This is a genomic window from Kitasatospora sp. NPDC127111 (assembly GCF_042677465.1).
Lineage (GTDB): Bacteria > Actinomycetota > Actinomycetes > Streptomycetales > Streptomycetaceae > Kitasatospora.
Map to the genome: position 1 here is coordinate 35,651 of NZ_JBHXTG010000053.1, position 16,137 is coordinate 51,787.

The 16,137-nt window shown below is 75.1% G+C and carries 19 protein-coding genes; 13 read left to right on the forward strand and 6 right to left on the reverse strand.

Annotated features, from left to right (window positions below; translation table 11 throughout):
- Positions 1-18 precede the first annotated feature (18 nt).
- From ACFVHB_RS27405 to ACFVHB_RS27415, 3 genes are all read left to right on the forward strand, one after another.
- Positions 19-915 carry an NAD(P)H-binding protein gene (locus ACFVHB_RS27405; RefSeq protein ID WP_380327538.1) on the forward strand — a complete coding sequence of 299 codons (897 nt, stop codon included), beginning with the start codon at positions 19-21 and terminating at the stop codon, positions 913-915.
- 241 nt (positions 916-1,156) lie between these two features.
- Positions 1,157-1,750: a DUF1772 domain-containing protein gene (locus ACFVHB_RS27410; RefSeq protein WP_380327540.1), complete on the forward strand. Its 594-nt coding sequence runs from the start codon at positions 1,157-1,159 to the stop codon at positions 1,748-1,750.
- Positions 1,751-1,970: 220 nt separating this feature from the next.
- Positions 1,971-2,372 carry a hypothetical protein gene (locus ACFVHB_RS27415; RefSeq protein ID WP_380327542.1) on the forward strand — a complete coding sequence of 134 codons (402 nt, stop codon included), beginning with the start codon at positions 1,971-1,973 and terminating at the stop codon, positions 2,370-2,372.
- Between the two features lie 102 nt (positions 2,373-2,474).
- On the opposite strand, the gene ACFVHB_RS27420 is transcribed toward ACFVHB_RS27415, so the two are convergent.
- Entirely contained in the window at positions 2,475-2,975 is a 501-nt protein-coding gene (locus ACFVHB_RS27420; RefSeq protein WP_380327544.1) for a DUF1772 domain-containing protein, read from the reverse strand.
- A 161-nt stretch (positions 2,976-3,136) separates the two neighbouring features.
- Here ACFVHB_RS27420 and ACFVHB_RS27425 point away from each other — a divergent pair, with 161 nt between their 5' ends.
- Positions 3,137-4,150: an AraC family transcriptional regulator gene (locus tag ACFVHB_RS27425; RefSeq protein ID WP_380327546.1), complete on the forward strand. Its 1,014-nt coding sequence runs from the start codon at positions 3,137-3,139 to the stop codon at positions 4,148-4,150.
- A 79-nt stretch (positions 4,151-4,229) separates the two neighbouring features.
- Here ACFVHB_RS27425 and ACFVHB_RS27430 read toward each other — a convergent pair whose 3' ends face one another.
- Positions 4,230-4,904: a phosphoribosyltransferase gene (locus ACFVHB_RS27430; protein WP_380327548.1), complete on the reverse strand. Its 675-nt coding sequence runs from the start codon at positions 4,902-4,904 to the stop codon at positions 4,230-4,232.
- A 256-nt stretch (positions 4,905-5,160) separates the two neighbouring features.
- Between ACFVHB_RS27430 and ACFVHB_RS27435 the strand changes: the two genes are divergently transcribed.
- The 4 genes from ACFVHB_RS27435 to ACFVHB_RS27450 all read left to right on the forward strand — a co-directional run bounded on the left by ACFVHB_RS27435 (position 5,161) and on the right by ACFVHB_RS27450 (position 7,825).
- Entirely contained in the window at positions 5,161-5,679 is a 519-nt protein-coding gene (locus ACFVHB_RS27435) for a hypothetical protein (protein ID WP_380327550.1), read from the forward strand.
- A 42-nt stretch (positions 5,680-5,721) separates the two neighbouring features.
- Entirely contained in the window at positions 5,722-5,982 is a 261-nt protein-coding gene (locus ACFVHB_RS27440; protein WP_380327552.1) for a hypothetical protein, read from the forward strand.
- A gap of 184 nt (positions 5,983-6,166) precedes the next feature.
- Entirely contained in the window at positions 6,167-6,970 is an 804-nt protein-coding gene (locus ACFVHB_RS27445; protein ID WP_380327554.1) for a DUF2182 domain-containing protein, read from the forward strand.
- 195 nt (positions 6,971-7,165) lie between these two features.
- Positions 7,166-7,825, forward strand: a complete 660-nt coding sequence (locus ACFVHB_RS27450; RefSeq protein ID WP_380327556.1) for a DUF1326 domain-containing protein — start codon at positions 7,166-7,168, stop codon at positions 7,823-7,825.
- A 174-nt stretch (positions 7,826-7,999) separates the two neighbouring features.
- Here the strand turns inward: ACFVHB_RS27450 and ACFVHB_RS27455 are convergent, their stop codons facing one another.
- A complete protein-coding gene (locus tag ACFVHB_RS27455; RefSeq protein ID WP_380327558.1) occupies positions 8,000-8,176 on the reverse strand; it encodes a hypothetical protein in 177 nt (58 codons plus the stop codon).
- Between the two features lie 258 nt (positions 8,177-8,434).
- Between ACFVHB_RS27455 and ACFVHB_RS27460 the strand changes: the two genes are divergently transcribed.
- From ACFVHB_RS27460 to ACFVHB_RS27470, 3 genes are all read left to right on the forward strand, one after another.
- Positions 8,435-8,950, forward strand: a complete 516-nt coding sequence (locus ACFVHB_RS27460) for a hypothetical protein (protein WP_380327560.1) — start codon at positions 8,435-8,437, stop codon at positions 8,948-8,950.
- A gap of 135 nt (positions 8,951-9,085) precedes the next feature.
- Positions 9,086-10,159, forward strand: a complete 1,074-nt coding sequence (locus tag ACFVHB_RS27465; RefSeq protein ID WP_380327597.1) for an MsnO8 family LLM class oxidoreductase — start codon at positions 9,086-9,088, stop codon at positions 10,157-10,159.
- Between the two features lie 101 nt (positions 10,160-10,260).
- Complete coding sequence (locus tag ACFVHB_RS27470) at positions 10,261-11,175, forward strand: hypothetical protein (RefSeq protein ID WP_380327562.1); 915 nt, start codon at positions 10,261-10,263, stop codon at positions 11,173-11,175.
- Between the two features lie 95 nt (positions 11,176-11,270).
- Here the strand turns inward: ACFVHB_RS27470 and ACFVHB_RS27475 are convergent, their stop codons facing one another.
- Positions 11,271-11,804, reverse strand: a complete 534-nt coding sequence (locus tag ACFVHB_RS27475) for an EF-hand domain-containing protein (RefSeq protein WP_380327564.1) — start codon at positions 11,802-11,804, stop codon at positions 11,271-11,273.
- Positions 11,805-11,853: 49 nt separating this feature from the next.
- Positions 11,854-12,408 (reverse strand): hypothetical protein, encoded by a 555-nt coding sequence (locus tag ACFVHB_RS27480; protein WP_380327566.1) that lies wholly within the window; start codon positions 12,406-12,408, stop codon positions 11,854-11,856.
- Between the two features lie 271 nt (positions 12,409-12,679).
- Between ACFVHB_RS27480 and bla the strand changes: the two genes are divergently transcribed.
- Complete coding sequence (bla, locus tag ACFVHB_RS27485) at positions 12,680-13,636, forward strand: class A beta-lactamase (protein ID WP_380327568.1); 957 nt, start codon at positions 12,680-12,682, stop codon at positions 13,634-13,636.
- A 99-nt stretch (positions 13,637-13,735) separates the two neighbouring features.
- The gene (locus ACFVHB_RS27490) at positions 13,736-14,647 is read left to right on the forward strand and encodes a glutaminase (RefSeq protein ID WP_380327599.1); all 912 of its coding nucleotides are present in this window, start codon (positions 13,736-13,738) and stop codon (positions 14,645-14,647) included.
- 128 nt (positions 14,648-14,775) lie between these two features.
- On the opposite strand, the gene ACFVHB_RS27495 is transcribed toward ACFVHB_RS27490, so the two are convergent.
- Positions 14,776-15,999, reverse strand: a complete 1,224-nt coding sequence (locus tag ACFVHB_RS27495) for an alginate lyase family protein (protein ID WP_380327570.1) — start codon at positions 15,997-15,999, stop codon at positions 14,776-14,778.
- Between the last annotated feature and the right edge of the window lie 138 nt (positions 16,000-16,137).

Below are 16,137 nucleotides of genomic sequence, written 5' to 3' on the forward strand. Positions count from 1 at the left end.
GGGAATTGACTGGTTGCCATGACCGATGACACGCAGAACGCGCAGCAGCACCCCGTCGTCCCCGCCCCCGCCCCCGCTCTCGGCCCCGTCGCCGGCCCGGCTCCGGCCGGCCCGCTGGTCCTGGTGACCGGCGGCACGGGCAAGACCGGCCGGCGCGTCGTCGAGCGGCTGACCGCCCGCGGCCGGGCGGTCCGGACCGGCTCGCGCACCGCCCCCGTCCCGTTCGACTGGGACGACCGGAGCACCTGGGCGCCCGCCCTGGAGGGCGTCGGCGCGGCGTACCTCTCCTACTACCCGGACCTCGCGTTCCCGGGGGCGGTCGAGACGGTCGGCGCCTTCGCCCGGCTGGCGGCCAAGGCCGGCGTGGAACGGCTGGTCCTGCTGTCCGGCCGGGGCGAGGAGGCCGCGCGGGCCGCCGAGGAGGCGGTGCGGGAGGCCGGCACGGGCTGGACCGTCGTGCGCTGCGCGTGGTTCAACCAGAACTTCGACGAGAGCTTCTTCCTCGACCCCGTCCTGGACGGTGAGTTGGCGCTGCCGACCGGGACCGCCGTGGAGCCGTTCGTGGACGCGGACGACATCGCGGACGTCGCGGTCGCCGCGCTGACCGAGGACGGCCATCACGGTGAGGTGTACGAGCTGACCGGGCCGCGGCTGCTCTCCTTCGCCGACGTCGCGGCCGAGCTGTCGGCGGCCACCGGGCGCGCGATCCGGTTCACGGCGGTGAGCGTGGAGGAGTACCGGGCGGTGCTGACCGCGGCCGGGCTGCCGGGCGACTTCGCCGACCTCTTCACGCTGATCCTCGACGGCCGCAACGCCCACCTGTCGGACGGCGTCCGGCGGGCGCTGGGGCGCGAGCCCAGGGACTTCGCCGAGTTCGCGCGCGCCGCGGCCGCCACCGGCGTGTGGAACGCCTGAGGCGCAGTTGCCGCACCTGCCGTATCTTTCGCCCCGGGCCCCGGGCCCCGGGCCCCCGGGAATCCCGCTCGGGCCCGGGGCCCCGCCTGCCGCCGCACCGCCCGCACCGCTCGTGCCGCCGCACAGCTCGTGCCACCGCACCTGCCGCGCCGCCGCACCTGCTCGCACCGCCGAACTGCCGCTCCCCGATGCCCGGCTCGCCGTTCGCCGCCTGCCGGACCGGACGACCGAAGGAAGCCCGATGCGCCACGACCAGAGCACCGCCCACGCCGCCGCGACCTCCACCACCGCGACCTCCACCGCCGCGACCGCCGCCCCCGCGACCGCCGGTGGCCACAGCCGCGCGGCCGGCCCGCTGCTCGCCGTCGCCACCGTGGCGATGGGCCTGATGGCGGGTCTGTTCTTCGCCTTCGACGTGTCCGTGATGCCGGGCCTGGCCAAGGGCGACGACCGGACGTACGTCACGGCGATGCAGAACATCAACAAGGCGATCGAGAACGGTGTCTTCTTCCTGGTCTTCGCCGGCGCGTTCGCCGTCACCGGTGTCGCCGCCCACCTCCAGTACCGCGCCGGGCGCCGCAGCGCCGCCTTCTGGGCCGGTGCCGCGACCCTGCTCTACGTGGCCGCGCTGATCGTCACCATGGCGGTCAACATCCCGCTCAACAACGAGCTGGCCCGGGCGGGCGACCCGGCGCGGATCCAGGACTTCGCGGCCGTGCGCGACCGGTTCGAGTCCACCTGGGTGGCCACCAACATGCTGCGGACCGCGCTCTGCACGGCGGGTCTGGCCGCGCTGGTCCGCGCCCTGCTCGCGCACGCCCGCGCCACGCGCTGAACCGGCGCACCCGGCCCCACCTGGGCGCACCCGCTCCCACCACCCCGCCCGCCCGGTCGCTCCGGGCGGGCGGGGTCGTGCGCCCTCTGCGCCCCCTCGTGCTGTCGGCCAAGTCCCCTGTGGTGCCGGTGACTTGGCCCGAACGGGTGGGTCCTAGAATCATGGCGGCCTACCACTACCACCACCGGGGAAGGGGGCGACGGCCATCGTGGATCCCGTAATGCGACCGTTCCGCGTGGAGGGGAAGGCGATCCAACTCGCCAAGTACCTAGCGGAGGAGGAGATCGGCGATCTCGTCGGCTGTTCGTGCATCGGCAACGAGGTGACCATAGACCTGTCCGACACGCACGTCCTGATCAGCCTGGTGGACGTGGGCGAGGCGCTGCGGCTGAACTTCCACATGACGCACGACGGTCCGGCGCACGCCCGCTCCTGGAGCCGACGACTGCCGGCCGGCGCCGGTCCGGGTGAGATCGCCCGTCGCATCGCCCTGGACATCGCCACCCTCGGCCGTGAACTGGCACCCCTGCGCGACAAGCCCCCGACGCCGCCCGTGCGGCCGACGCCCCGTCCGGCACGCCCCGCGCCGCGGGCACGCCCGAGGCCCCCGGCGGCGCACTGAACGCCGCCGGGGGCCCCGGGCACCAGAGGTCCTGCCGGACCGTGGCGGGGATCGACGTCCCCGGAGCCCCCCGCCCGGTCCGGCGCGGGCGGGGGAGGCGGCTCAGTGGGCCGCGTCGCCGTGCACCACCAGGGCCCAGCACAGGCACCCGAGCGCCGCCGTGCAGAGCAGCGCCCGCGCCACGTTCCACCGCACCCAGCGCGCCTCGAAGCGGCCGCGCACCGACGCCGGGTCCGCGATCCGCCCGGGCTCGCCGGCGGCCGCCAGGGCGTCGTTCAGCGGAAGGTTGATCACCCGCGTCACCACCAGCGACGCCGAGTAGAAGACCAGCGCCGCCACCGCCGGCGGCAGCACGTCGTGCCCGTCGGCCGGCAGGTGCAGCGCCACCACCGCCGCCGTGGTCACCAGGGCCCCGACGAAGCTCAGCAGGAACCACCCGTTCAGGATGGCCACGTTGATGCGCTGCATCACGTCGATGAACGTCCGGTCCTCCGTCCCGCGCAGGCCCGGCATCACCGAGCACGCGTACGCGTAGAACAGTCCCGCGCTCAGTCCGGTGGTGATGGTGGCGGTCACGAGCACGACCACACGCGACAGTTCCATCGGGTGCATCCCCTCTCCGACCGGCGGCTCCGCCGCGGCACCACGCCCGCGGCACCGCTGCGCCGATCATCCCCCGTAACGCCGGACGAGGCCCGTCCGGCAATCAAGACCTTCTCAAATGACGGTCCGTCAAGCCATGTCCAGGCGTCTACGCTTACCCCATGGACACGCTCACCGGCCTGCTCGACGGCCCCAAGGCCCGGGGCGCCTTCCTGCTCCGCTCGATCCTCACCCCGCCGTGGTCGCTGCGGATCGAGGACGGGGCGCCGCTGTCGGTGATCACCGTGGTCCGGGGCGAGGCCTGGATCGTGCCCGCGGGCGGCTCCCCGCTGCTGCTGCGGCCCGGCGACGTGGCGATCGCGCGCGGACCCGAGCCGTACGTGCTGGCCGACACCCCGGACACCCCGGTCGACGTGGTGATCGGCCCGGGCCAGGTGTGCTCGCGCGACGGCGTGGACCTCTCCGGGTCGATGGTCGGGGTCCGTACCTGGGGCGAGGTCCGCCCCGGCGACGAGCACCCCACCGTCCTGCTGTCCGGCACCTACCAGGCCGAACACGAGATCGGCCGACGCCTGTTGGACCACCTGCCGACCCTGCTCGTCCGCCCGGCCGGTACGGACGCCGCCGCCACCGAGGACACCCTCGTCCGGCTGCTGACCACCGAGACGACCCGCGACGAGCCCGGCCAGGAGCTCGTCCTGGACCGCCTGCTCGACCTCCTCGTCGTCGGCGTGCTGCGCAGTTGGCTCGCCACCCCGGACAGCGGCGCCCCCGCCTGGTACCGCGCCCAGCACGACCCCGTGGTCGGCCCGGTCCTGCGCCTGATGCACGACGACCCGGCCCGTGCGTGGACGGTCGCCGCACTGGCCTCCGAGGTCGGCGTCTCGCGCGCCGGGCTGGCCCGCCGCTTCACCACCCTGGTCGGCGAACCCCCGATGGCCTACCTGGCCACCTGGCGGCTGGCCCTCGCCGCCGACCTGCTCCGCGACCCCGGGCACACCGTCGCCTCGGTCGCCCGCCGCGTCGGCTACAGCAACGCCTTCGCCCTCAGCGCCGCCTTCAAACGCGTCCGCGGCCTCACGCCCCAGGAACACCGCCGCCTCGCCGCGGCCACCCCGCCCGCCGCCACTCCGGGCACGGCGCCCGCCAGCACCACGGTGGTCCTGGCGTCCTGACGCCGCTCGGGCCCCGGTAGCAGGGCCGCTCGCGGTCGGGCGGGGCCGCGAACGGCACCGCCACGCCCGGGGCCTCGGCTCACGCCTGTTGCCGGGCCGCCCGGTCGACGGCGTGGAGGCTGCGGAGGGCGTCGGTCACCTCGTGGTCGGGGACCTGGCGGAAGTCCTCGTACCAGGGCCCGATCGCGTGGAGGTAGCGGTGCGCGGAGAGGCAGACGAGTTCGTCGACGTCGTCGCGGAGCTCACCGGCGGAGCGGGCGTCGCACACCGGCACGGCGAGGATGAGCCGGGCGGGCCGCTCACCGCGCACCCGGCGCAGCGCGGCGCGCGCGGTGACGCCGGTGGCCAGGCCGTCGTCGACCAGGACGACCGTTCGGCCCGCCAGCCGCGGCGGGGGACGGCCCTGGCGGTAGAGGTCCTCGCGGCGGTGCAGTTCCGCCCGCTCGCGTGCCAGGTCACCGGCGGGCCGGTCCGCGGTGATGCCGAGGATCTTCAGCACGCGCCGGTCGAACACCGGCGGGTCGTCGCCGACGACGGCACCGATCCCGGCCTCGGGCTGCCCCGGCGCGCCGATCTTGTGGACGACCAGGACGTCCAGCGGCGCACCGAGCGCGCGGGCGACCTCCACCGCGACCGGGACCCCGCCGCGCGGCAGGGCCAGCACGATCGGGTCGGCCGAGCGCCGGAGGCCGGGAGACTGCAGCAGCCGTTCGGCGAGCTCCCGGCCCGCATGACGGCGGTCTCGGAACCGCATCCTCTCCCACTTCCTCCCGCGGTCGGCACCGGCCCCCACGGCAGGGCGGTCACCACCCCGCCTCTACCGGGCGCCTACCCGGTGCGCCGCGGTTCATCCGGTCCGGTGCCGCGGCGGATTCGTCCGGCGATCGCCGGGCAGACGCGGAGGTGGTCGAGTCCGCCGTGGGAGGCGCCGGGTCCGACACCGGCCGCCCGCCCGCCGTCCCCGCGTGGATGCGGGAACGCACTCCACGGCACGGCCAGGGAGGACCGTCATGAAGCACAAGTCCGCGACGAGGACGAAGCAGGAGCCGCGCGGCCGCCCGCTGCACGACATGGGCGGCGCCACCGGTCCGGCGGACACCGCCGGGCACGAGCGCGCGGAGCGGGAGCGCCCGGACGGGGAGCCCGGGCCCGAGCGGGAGCCGTCGCCGATCGGCAAGGGCGGAACCGCGAACGTCGCCGGAAGCGCCGAACAGCAGCCGGAGATCGCCGAGGGCCCGGCCCCCGGCGTCCAGCCCGGCGAGCAGTACGCGCGCACGGGCCACGCGCCGCCGGTCGACGTCGACGCGCCGACCGGAACCGCCGTCCCCCGCGACGCGGCCGGTGACCCGGACGCGGTGCGGCGGTGGCAGCACGCCGACGAGCCGAGCCCGCTGGCGAGGCACATCGAACCCGAGGCAGCACTGGAGCAGCAGCCGGCCCCGGAGCCGCCCGGCGGCCACGACCCGGGGGCCGCACCCGAGGACGAGGGCATCCCCGACCTGCAGGACGGCTCTCCCGCCCAGGACTGATCCGGGGACCCGCAGCGGCAGGCCGTTCCCGGCGACGCCCCGGTGGCCGTGGAGTCCTTCGGCACCACCGGCGCCGAGCAGGCCCGGGGGGAGGCCCTGGACGATCGCCTCGCCCAGGAGGAACCGGAGGTCGACGAGGAGACCGCGGTGGCCGGACCGCCCGAGGAGGCCGCCGGCCGGCTCGTCCTGACCGATCCCCGCAGCGACTTCCGCGGCGACGCCCCGGGGGACGAGGCCGGACTGTCCGCCGAGGAGGAGGCCGTCCGGATCCGCCACGAGGACGACGCCGGCTCACCGGAATGACGGCACCGGCGCCCGCGCGCCGGCCGGCTCCGGCACCGACGACGCCGGTGCCGAGGCTGCGTTCGTCGTCCGCACGGATGGTTCCTGAGGACGAGCGCGGTCACCGGAAGCCCCGCCGGCGCCGGCCGGTGTGCCGTCCTCGGCGCGGGTGTGCTGTCCTGGAAGGACCAGGCAGGAGAGCACGATGCGTACCGTCACGATGGAGAAGCAGCCGCTGCGCAGCGGGGTGTTGATGCCCAGGAGGGATCTGGCCCTGGCGTGGGGCCTGATCGTGGTGATCGCGGCGCTGGCCTGGGTGATCACCGTCGGGCAGGCCCGGGACATGGGGATCGAGCCGGGCACGATGGGGATGGCGCTGCCGCTCTTCCTGCTGCTGTGGCTGGCGATGATGGCGGCGATGATGCTGCCCTCGGTGGCTCCGGTGGCGGTGACGTGGGCGCGCGGGATCGCCCGGCAGTCGAGCGGCTGGACCAGGGCGGTGCGCACCACCGAGTTCCTCGGCGGCTACCTGCTGGCGTGGACGGCGTTCGGGTTGCTGGCGTACGGCGGGCTGGCGCTCACCGGTGATCTGGTCGACCGCGACCCGCAGGCCGGGAAGTGGATCGGCGCGGCGGCGTTCGCACTGGCCGGGCTGTACCAGCTGGGGCCGCTGAAGTACGTGTGCCTGCGGCACTGCCGCAGCCCGATGGCGCAGCTGATGCGCTATGCGTCCTTCCGCGCGCCGGCGCGGGACCTCCGGGTGGGCGTGCACCACGGCGGCTACTGCGTCGGCTGCTGCTGGGCACTGATGGTGGTGCTGGTGCCGCTCGGCGTGATGAACGTGGCGGCGATGGCCGCGATCGCCCTGCTGATCTTCCTGGAGAAGCTGTGGACGCGCGGCCCGCAGCTGGCCCGGGTGGCCGGGGTGGCGTTCCTGGTGCTGGCGGTGCTGGCGCCGTTCCAGGACTGGCTGCTGCCCGGACTCACACCGAGTGACATGTCGATGTGAAACGGCCGACGGTGACCGGCGACGCGGTCGGCGGCGTCGTCGTTCACGACGAAGTCGCCCGCCCGGTCTTCCCCTCCCGGCGCGGGGGCGGCAGGCTGGAGGGGAGGCCGCTTCGGGATCCCGGGAAGTGGACTCGGGGCAGCGGTCTCCCGGAACCGGCCGGCCCGCGGGCCGGCGCGAGGGAAGCGAAGCGAGATGACCGAGCAAGCCGCGCCCGCAAGCACGCGCTGGCACCTTGCCGGCGACTGGTTCGACACCTGCAAGTGCACCATCCCGTGCCCCTGCTCGTTCGCCCAGCCCCCGACCTTCGGTGACTGCGACGGCGTCCTGGTCTGGCGGATCCGTGAGGGCAACTACGGCGACGTACGCCTGGACGGCCTCAACGTCCTGATGCTCGGTTCCTTCGTGGGCAACGTGTGGGCCCGTGAGCACACCGAACCGTACGCCGCCGTCTTCCTGGACGAGCGTGCCGACGAGCAGCAGCGGACCGCGCTGGGAGCCGTCTTCGGCGGGCAGGCGGGCGGCTGGCCCGCGGAGTTCGGCGAGATGTTCGGGGCCGAGATGCGGGGGATGGAGTTCGCGCCCGTTCACGTGAGCGTCGACGACGACCTGGCCACCTGGAGCGCCGAGGTGCCCGGGCGGGTGCGGGCGAGTGCCGAGGCGCTCACCGGGCCGACCACGCCGGAGGGCGCGCGGGTCCAGCTCCACAACGCTCCGGGCGCCGAGGTCGGGCCGGGGCAGGTCGCCACCTGGGGGCGGGCCACCACCGACCACGCGGACGCCTTCGGCTTCACCTGGGACCGCTCCGGACGGTCGAGCAAGCACTTCCCCTTCGACTGGAGCGGCCCGGCGTGACGACCGGCCACGGCCTCACGCCGCGGTAGTGCGGGGGCGTCGCCGTCGAACGTGGTGCTCCGCCCGCACCCGAAGGGTCCCCGGGCGCTCCGGCGCGTCACGGACGACCGGTCCCGCCGCGTCCCTGGACGCCGCCCCGGTCCGCCCGCCGGACTCAGCGGGCGGGCGATGCGGTCAGCACCACGCGTCGCCGTCGTGGCCGGCGGTCAGTCCGAGGGGGTACGTGCTCCCCGCCGCGGACCGCGTCCCGTCGGCGCCGTACGCGCCGGTCGCCGTCCAGGCCCAGCCGACCAGCCCGGCCGCCACGACCGGCCACACCAGCGCCTCGGTACGGCGGCCGCGCTTCGTCATGGCCGCGGGGTCCGGGGACCTGCCCGGCAGATGATCGACATCGAGCCGGTGCGGGGCGGCCGGTGGCCGCCCGGCCGCGCGCCGCGGTGGAGCGGTACCCGGCCGGGATCGGGGGGTGTTTTCGGACAATTCTCGGCGGGTGGGGGCGAGTTGGCCGGAATTCTGGCTTCCTTACGTTGAATTCACCGGCCGGCTGGGCAGGTTGAGCCCGTTGGCCAGGACCGTTACCTCGGTGGTTGATGGCAGAAATGAGATGCCATGGACGATTTCGACGGTGAACTCCCCAGACAAGAGCCGGTGTTCTGCGTGCGCATCGGCGCGGTACTCGACCTCGAGCGCGACGGTGCCGGACACCCCGGAATCCGCGGCCTGTGGCGGCAATTCCCCACCAACGGCGGCACCCTCGCGGACCCCCGCGCCGGCGACCACGCGGTGCTGCCCCGGCCGCGGCACGCCGGCCCGCGCGGGCGGCGGGACGCGCAGTGCCTGCTGCAGCGCGTCAGGGGCGGACCGCACCACCCCGTCGTCCGGCCCGCCCGGGCCGGCGGTGAACCCCTGCCGCCGGCGCCCGCCGCGCCCCCGGCCCGGCCCGAGCGGCCGGACATCGCGCCGGTCCGGCGGGGCGTCTGCTCGGCGGGCGAGCCGCATTGCGGCGCCGAGGCCCGGCCCTACGCCGGCGGGTGGTTCTGCGAGGACCACCGCCCCGGCGCCGACTTCGGTCGGCCGGGAGCCGCCGGCGCGCGGCGGGAGGAGCCCCGGCCGACCCGGGAATGAGATCCGCGCCGGCGGTGGTTGGCCCCTGACGTGAACACCCCCGACGTGGACAGTGCCGACGTGAACGCCGCCGACGTGGCCGGTGCCGACGTGAACGCCGCGCACGTGAACGCCGCCCTTGTGGCCGGTGCCGACGTGGCCGGTGCCGCGCCCACGATCCGCCTGTCCGTCCTCGACCGTTCCCGGACCAGGCAGGGGGAGGAGCCGGCGCAGGCGCTGCGGGACACGGTGGCGTTCGCCCGGGAGGCGGAGCGGCTCGGCTACCACCGCTTCTGGGTCTCCGAGCACCACGGCGTCCCCGGCGTGGCGGGCTCGGCACCGACCGTGCTCGCCGCGGCGGTGGCGGCGGCCACCGGCCGGATCCGGGTCGGCACGGGCGGCGTGATGCTCCCCAACCACCGACCGCTGGTGGTGGCGGAGCAGTTCGGCGTGCTCGCCGCGCTGTTCCCGGGCCGGATCGACATGGGCCTCGGCCGCTCGGTGGCCTTCACCGACGGTGTCCGGCGGGCACTCGGGCGGGAGAAGGACGCCGCCGAGGACTTCCCGGCCCAGCTGGCCGAGCTGCTCGCCTACTTCGACGCGGCCGGGCGCACCGCTCGCGACGTCCACGCCCGCCCCGCCGAGGGAATGCACGTCCCGGCCTTCGTGCTGGCCACCGGCGCGGGCGCCGACCTCGCCGCCGACGCGGGGCTGCCGCTGGTCATCGCCGCGGTCCGCGGGGAGGAGCGGATGCTGGCCGCGATCGACCGCTACCGCGCCCGGTTCCGGCCCTCGGCGCAGGCGGCCCGGCCGTACGTCGTCGTCTCGGGGACGGTGGCGGTCGCCGGGACCGCCGAGCGGGCCCGGGAGCTGCTGGTTCCGGAGGCCTGGGCGAGCGCCCACGCCCGCACCCACGGCGAGTTCCCGCCGCTCGCCCCGAGCACGGAGATCCGGGCCCGGGCGATGACGGCCCGCGAGCGTACCGCCTACGAGGACGCCCTGCGCGGGCACATCGCCGGTACGCCGGAGCAGGCCGCCGCCGAGCTCGCCGCCCTGGTGGAGCGGAGCGGGGCCGACGAGTTCCTCGTCACCACCAGCACGTACGACCGCGCGGCGCTGCTCGACTCCTACCGCCTGCTGGCCGACGCGATGGGCCTCGGCCGGGCCCCGGGCCGGCCGGGCCGAGCCGGACCGGGCCGCGGCGGACCGGGGACGACCGGGGTGAGCTGAGCCGGACCGGGGGGGGCTGAGGCTCCGTCAACCGCCCGCCCCGGGCGGACCGCCGTGCCCCCGTGCCGGGCCGGGCGGGACGTCCGCCTAGGGTCGGGGGCATGAAGTTCTTCCGTTCCAAGGCCACGCCCCAGCACGACCCGCACCTGACCGCCCTGACGGTCGACCAGGCCGAGTACCTGCGCGACCTGGTGCGCCAGTACCACGCCGGCCACCCGCAGGTCACCGTCGTCGGTGACACCCTGCACGCGCCGCAGGGGACCCGCTCGCTCCACAACCTCGCCCAGCTGTGCCGCCGCGCCGACCCGCGCGCCTGGCCCGGGCTGGTCGAACAGCACTTCCGCGCCCTCGACGGCGCGGAGGCGGCCACCCCGCAGGGGGCGGCGGAGGTGCTCCGCGCGGTGTACCTGCGGCTGGTGCCCGAGGACGCCTTCCCGCCCGAGGCCGCCGCGGCGTTCGGCTACGTCCGGCGGGTGGCGCCCGGGCTGCAGGAGGCGCTGGCCCTGGACCTGCCCGAGGCGGTCCGCCTGATGGACGACCGCGCCGTCGCCGAGGTGGGGCTGGAGACGCTGCGGGCCGCCGGCCGGGCCAACCTGGTGCGGGAGCCGGTCACGTACGACCTCGCCCACGGGCCGGGCGGTGCGGCCATGCACATCGTCTCCGGCGAGTCGATGTTCGTCGCCAGCAAGGCGCTGGTCCTGGACGAGCTGGCACGGGCCGTGACGGGGGCGGAACTGCCGGAGGAGGGTGCTCTGTTCACGGTGCCGAGCCGGCACCACCTGGTCTTCCACCCGCTGGCCGGCCCCCAGGTGGTCGAGGCGGTCAACGACTTGGCGGCCTTCGGCCTCGGCGCGTACCAGGACAACCCGGGCCCGCTGTCGCCCCGGCTCTACTGGTGGTGCAAGGGCGTGGTGACCTCGCTGACCCACATCGACGAGGAGACGCGCTCGTTCTCGATCGCCCCGCCCGAGGAACTGATGGCCGTGCTGCGCCGCCTGCGGGACGCCGGAGCCTGACGGGCGGTGGCGGCCGGGCCGCGGCGCCCTCGGTTCACCAAGGCGCCGCGTCCCAGCCGGCCCGACCCGCCCGACCGGCCCCGGGCGAGGGGCGATCAGTACAGCGCGTCACCCATCGGGGAGTCGTCACCGGTGACGTACGCGCGGATCGACGCCAGGTACTCCTGACGGCCGACGCGCCCGTCGCCGTCGCGGTCCAGCGCGTCGAAGGCCGCGTCGGCGTGGTCGGGCCGGTTGCCCAGTGCCTGGCGGAGCGTGGTGAACTGCGAGCGGTCCAGGGCGCCGTCCTGGTCGGCGTCGGCGAGGTCGAACAGGGCGCCCAGGGCGTACCGGCAGACGGTGTCGAACTTCTCGGCGTCCACCCAGGCGACGTACTCCTCGTAGGTCATCACGCCGTCGCCGTTGGCGTCCATCGCGGCCCAGGCCCGTTCGCCCGTGGCGCGTGCGGCGATGACCAGGGGATCGTCGTCGCCGCGTCCGGTCGCCCGCTGGGCCCGTTCGATCCGGACGAAGTAGTCGTGCCGGGAGGCGACTCCGTCTCCGTCCGTGTCCAGCATCGCGTAGATGCGGGCCTTCGGGGTCGCGGGGTCGGCCGGGACCGTCCGGGGCTCGGTCCGAGGGAGTGGCATGTCGGTTCTTCTCCATGTGCGGGTGCGCGTACGGGTGGGCCGGTCCGCTTCAGTGGGTGAGGCGGACCACGAGGGTCGAGTCGACGGCGGTCTCGCCCGCCGGGGTGCCGCAACCGGTGCCGCTGCTGGTGCCCACCGCGTTGACGATGTCGCCCGCGAAGCGCGCGCTGTCGGCGGTGACGGCGCCGGTGACGACCAGTGAGGCGGTGCCGTCGACCTTCACCACGTCGATCCGGTCGAACCGGAAGGTGGAGGCGGTCCGGTCGGTCCAGTGGACGGTCGTGGTGGCCGTGTCCCCGTGCTCGTCGCCGGTGCACTCGGCGGCCGGCATGGTGACCGTCCGCTCGAAGGTGCCGGTGGCCGCGGGGGCGCCGGCGGCATCGACGCACGACACGGTGCCGGTCATGGCCAGCGTGTCGCCCACGGGGAGGTCGGTACCGCCCGCACCGACCGCGGTGGCGAAGACGCCGTGGGCGTTCAGCACGCAGGTGGCGTCGGTCGTGGGCCCGGCGGGGTCGGCCGGGGCCGAGGCCCCGGCGAGTAGCGGTACGGCGGCACACAGGGACAGGGCCGCCAGGAAGGCACCACGGCGGGCGATCTTCATGCGCTGTTCTCCCGTTGGCTCTCTAGGGTCTTCGGAACGGGTGCGCCCGTTCGCGGCCGCCGTCCGGCGCGGCGGCCCCGCGGGTACAGCGACCATGATCGGTGGACGGGCCCTCGATGTCCGGACGACCCGCCAGGCCGGCGCACCCCGCCGTCAGCGGCGACCTCCCGGCGTCACTCGTTCGTGTGCGGTGTGACTCGCGTGGAACTTACCCGTCGCTCATCGCGTGTTGATCGTTGTCGAGATCGCAGGGGAGAGAGGAGACACCGTGATGAGGATCGGGACGACCGGGGGTGCGTCGGGGGCGCGTCCGTCGCGACGGTCGGTGCTGGCCGCCGGAGCCGGCGCGGTGCTGGCCGGCGGCCTGCTCACGGGCGGGCGGGCCCACGCGGCGGCGGCCGGGGACGCCGGCCCCGCCCGGCGGCTGGCCGACCTGGAACGACAGCTCGCCGACCTGGAGCAGGAGCACGCCGCCCGGCTCGGGGTGTACGGGCGCAACACGGCCACCGGCCGGACGGTGGTGTACCGGGCGGACGAGCGGTTCCCGCTCTGCTCGGTCTTCAAGCCGCTCGCCGTCGCGGCCGTGCTGCGGGACTTGGACCGGGACGGCGAGTTCCTGGCCGAACGGATCCACTACACCGCGGATGACGTGGAGGCCTCGACGTACGGCCCGGTCACCGGCCTGGAGAAGAACATCGCCAACGGCATGACCGTCGAGGAACTGTGCGCGGCCGCCGTCAGCCAGAGCGACAACGCGGCGGCCAACCTGATCCTGCGCGAGCTGGGCGGCCCCACGGCGGTCACCCGGTTCTGCCGCTCGATCGGCGACGGCCGGACCAGGCTCGACCGGTGGGAGCCGGCGCTCAACTCGGCGGAGCCGTGGCGGACGACCGACACCACCAGCCCGCGCGCCATCGCGGGGACGTACGCGAGGCTGCTCCTCGGCGACGTGCTCCCGCCCCGGGACCGCGAACGGCTGACCGGCTGGATGCTCGCCAACACGACCAACCTCGCCCGGTTCCGGGAGGGCCTGCCCGGCTGGATCCTGGCGGACAAGACCGGCGGCGCCAGCTCGTACGGGGTGGCGAACGACGTGGGCGTGGTCCGGAAGCCGGACGGGCCGCCGATCGTGCTCGCCGTGCTGACGACCACCCACGCGGCCACCGGCCCGAGCGACAACAAGCTGGTCGCGCGGACGGCCGCGCTGGTGGGCGAGGTGCTCGGCTGACGCCTGCCGGGTGTCCGGCCACCCCGGCCGGTCGGCGGTGGTGGCCACCCCGGCTTCGGCCCGGCCGGCGGGGGTGGCCACAATGGCGGCGTGAACGACGTGGACTACCAGGTGCTGTTGCAGGACGCGATGGAGGCCGCCCGGCGGGCGCCGGAGCGGGGTCGGGTCGCCGACTACATCCCGGCGCTCGCGAAGGCCGACCCGACGGCCTTCGGGATGGCGATCGCGACCGTGGACGGCGAGGTGTTCGGGGCGGGTGACTGGCAGCAGCCGTTCTCGATCCAGTCGGTCTCCAAGCTGTTCACGCTCGCCCTGGCACTGGCCGAGGGCGGCGACGCCCTCTGGACGGGCGTGGGCCGCGAGCCCTCCGGCAACCCGTTCAACTCGTTGGTGCAGCTGGAGTCCGAGCACGGCATCCCGCGCAACCCGTTCATCAACGCGGGCGCGCTGGTGGTGACCGACCGGCTGCTGAAACTGACCGGCGACGCGGTGGGCGCGGTCCGCGAGTTCCTCCGGGCCGAGTCCGGGAACCCGGCCGTCGCGGTGGACGACTCGGTGGCCTCCTCCGAGGCGCAGCACGGTCACCGCAACGCCGCGATGGCGCACTTCATGGCCAGCTACGGCAACCTGCGCAACCCGGTGGACAGCGTCCTCGCGCACTACTACGCGCACTGTGCCATCGAGGCGAGCTGCCGCGACCTCGCCCTGGCCGGGCTCTTCCTCGCCCGGCACGGGACGAGGGCCGACGGCTCGCGGCTGCTGTCCCGCAGCGAGGCCAAGCGGATCAATGCCGTACTGCTCACCTGCGGGACGTACGACGCGGCCGGGGAGTTCGCCTATCGGGTGGGGCTGCCCGGCAAGAGCGGGGTGGGCGGGGGTGTGCTGGCCGTGCTGCCGGGCCGGGGAACGGTCTGCGTCTGGAGCCCGGGCCTGGACACCGCGGGGAACTCGGTGCTCGGGGTCGCCGCCCTGGACGCGCTGACGACGGCGACGGGCTGGTCGGTGTTCTGAGCACCCCGTCCGGGCCGGGCACCCCGCCCGGCCGTCCCGGTGGGCCGCGCCGCCCCGGTGCCGGCGCGGCCCACCGGAACGGTGCGACGGGACGGTGCGACGGGTCGGCGCGACGGAAGGGCACCCGGTCAGGGAGTACGGGTGTGGGTGAGGGTCTCCCAGCCGATGAAGTAGTTCACGCCGAACGGGCTGTGGGCCGCCACGTACCGTTCGGTCTGCGGCAGCGCGAGGCCCTCCCGGTCGTGGTACTCGTTGTAGGCGAGCTGGACGGCCGGCCCGAGGCCGGTGTCGAGGCTCCCGTCGCACAGCCAGCCCGGGGCCTTGGCGCCGTTCTCGTACTTGGTGTGGAACTCCAGGGCCTTGACCAGGCGTTGCCGTCCCTCGCTCCACAGGTCGAGCCCCTGCAGCCGGGCCGTCTCGGCCGTCTGCGCGGCCGCCGCCAGGCCCCAGCCGGTGTGCCCGAAGTCGCGGCAGGTCTCCTGCGAGAGCCCGTCCACGAAGGTCTGCTGCCCCTGCCAGTAGCCGACGAGCGCGTCCCGGCCGCTGATGCCGGCGTTCGGGGGCGGCACCGGCAGGGTCCCGTCCGAGGCCAGGTACACGTAGGCGGGCAGCCGGCCGCGCCACATCGTGACGGCCCGGTCGAAGGCCTTGTGGTCGTCGAGGAAGACGGCGATGCCCATCAGCGCGTCGGTCTCGATCAGCTCCCAGTTGCCGTTCTTGCGGGGGCTGCCCGGCGTGAGCTGGGGCAGGTAGACGGTGCGGAGCATGGTGGCGAAGCGGTCGACGGAGGCGGCGGGCCAGCCCGCCTTCGAGTACCGGACGAGCTCGGCGGCGCGGGCCCAGTTGTTGCCCGACCAACCGGTCTGCAGCTGCGCGTTGGTGTTGGTGTGCTCGCGGACGACCTTCGCCCAGGCGTCCATGATCTCGATCGCCTTGTCGGCGTGCCGCTTGTCGCCACCGAGCACCCACCGCAGTGCGTGGGTGTAGGCGGCCATCGAGTCGTCGCGTTCGTCGGAGCAGCCGTGGTTGGGGTTGGAGCTGGAGCCGCACTCGACGGTGGCACGCGGCTTGGGCTGCCAGGAGAGGGCGGCGTACCGGCTGGCCCCGAGGTCCGCGAAGGCGGACTTCCACGGCTCGGCGCCGGCGTCCACCTTGGCCTTGACGAAGGCCAGCTGCTGCTCGCCCACCAGGACACCGGGGTGGCGGAACGGCGCGTCGAGCGGGCGCGTCCGTTCCTGGCCGGGCACGGCGGCGGATTCGGCGGTCGACGCCGTGGCGGGGGCGGTGGTGATGGCGAACAGGGCGGCGAGTGCCGCCCCGGTGGTGAGGGTCTTCGTGGTCCAGCGGCCCATGGGGGAGTCGTCCTCTCGGCGGGGAAGCGGCGTCGGGGCGAGCATGTTAGGAAAGTTTCCTAACGAGAGGAGAGCATTGAACCACCAACTCATGGGCATGCCAAGGGGATCGCCGGCGTCGCGGCCGGCGGATGCGGG

Coding starts and splice junctions, on each gene's coding strand:
- ACFVHB_RS27405 (WP_380327538.1), top strand. CDS start 19: ATGACCGATGACACGCAGAACGCGCAGCAGCACCCCGTCGTCCCCGCC.
- ACFVHB_RS27410 (WP_380327540.1), top strand. CDS start 1,157: ATGCGCCACGACCAGAGCACCGCCCACGCCGCCGCGACCTCCACCACC.
- ACFVHB_RS27415 (WP_380327542.1), top strand. CDS start 1,971: ATGCGACCGTTCCGCGTGGAGGGGAAGGCGATCCAACTCGCCAAGTAC.
- ACFVHB_RS27420 (WP_380327544.1), bottom strand. CDS start 2,975: ATGGAACTGTCGCGTGTGGTCGTGCTCGTGACCGCCACCATCACCACC.
- ACFVHB_RS27425 (WP_380327546.1), top strand. CDS start 3,137: ATGGACACGCTCACCGGCCTGCTCGACGGCCCCAAGGCCCGGGGCGCC.
- ACFVHB_RS27430 (WP_380327548.1), bottom strand. CDS start 4,904: ATGCGGTTCCGAGACCGCCGTCATGCGGGCCGGGAGCTCGCCGAACGG.
- ACFVHB_RS27435 (WP_380327550.1), top strand. CDS start 5,161: ATGAAGCACAAGTCCGCGACGAGGACGAAGCAGGAGCCGCGCGGCCGC.
- ACFVHB_RS27445 (WP_380327554.1), top strand. CDS start 6,167: ATGCGTACCGTCACGATGGAGAAGCAGCCGCTGCGCAGCGGGGTGTTG.
- ACFVHB_RS27450 (WP_380327556.1), top strand. CDS start 7,166: ATGACCGAGCAAGCCGCGCCCGCAAGCACGCGCTGGCACCTTGCCGGC.
- ACFVHB_RS27455 (WP_380327558.1), bottom strand. CDS start 8,176: ATGACGAAGCGCGGCCGCCGTACCGAGGCGCTGGTGTGGCCGGTCGTG.
- ACFVHB_RS27460 (WP_380327560.1), top strand. CDS start 8,435: ATGGACGATTTCGACGGTGAACTCCCCAGACAAGAGCCGGTGTTCTGC.
- ACFVHB_RS27470 (WP_380327562.1), top strand. CDS start 10,261: ATGAAGTTCTTCCGTTCCAAGGCCACGCCCCAGCACGACCCGCACCTG.
- ACFVHB_RS27475 (WP_380327564.1), bottom strand. CDS start 11,804: ATGCCACTCCCTCGGACCGAGCCCCGGACGGTCCCGGCCGACCCCGCG.
- ACFVHB_RS27480 (WP_380327566.1), bottom strand. CDS start 12,408: ATGAAGATCGCCCGCCGTGGTGCCTTCCTGGCGGCCCTGTCCCTGTGT.
- bla (WP_380327568.1), top strand. CDS start 12,680: ATGAGGATCGGGACGACCGGGGGTGCGTCGGGGGCGCGTCCGTCGCGA.
- ACFVHB_RS27495 (WP_380327570.1), bottom strand. CDS start 15,999: ATGGGCCGCTGGACCACGAAGACCCTCACCACCGGGGCGGCACTCGCC.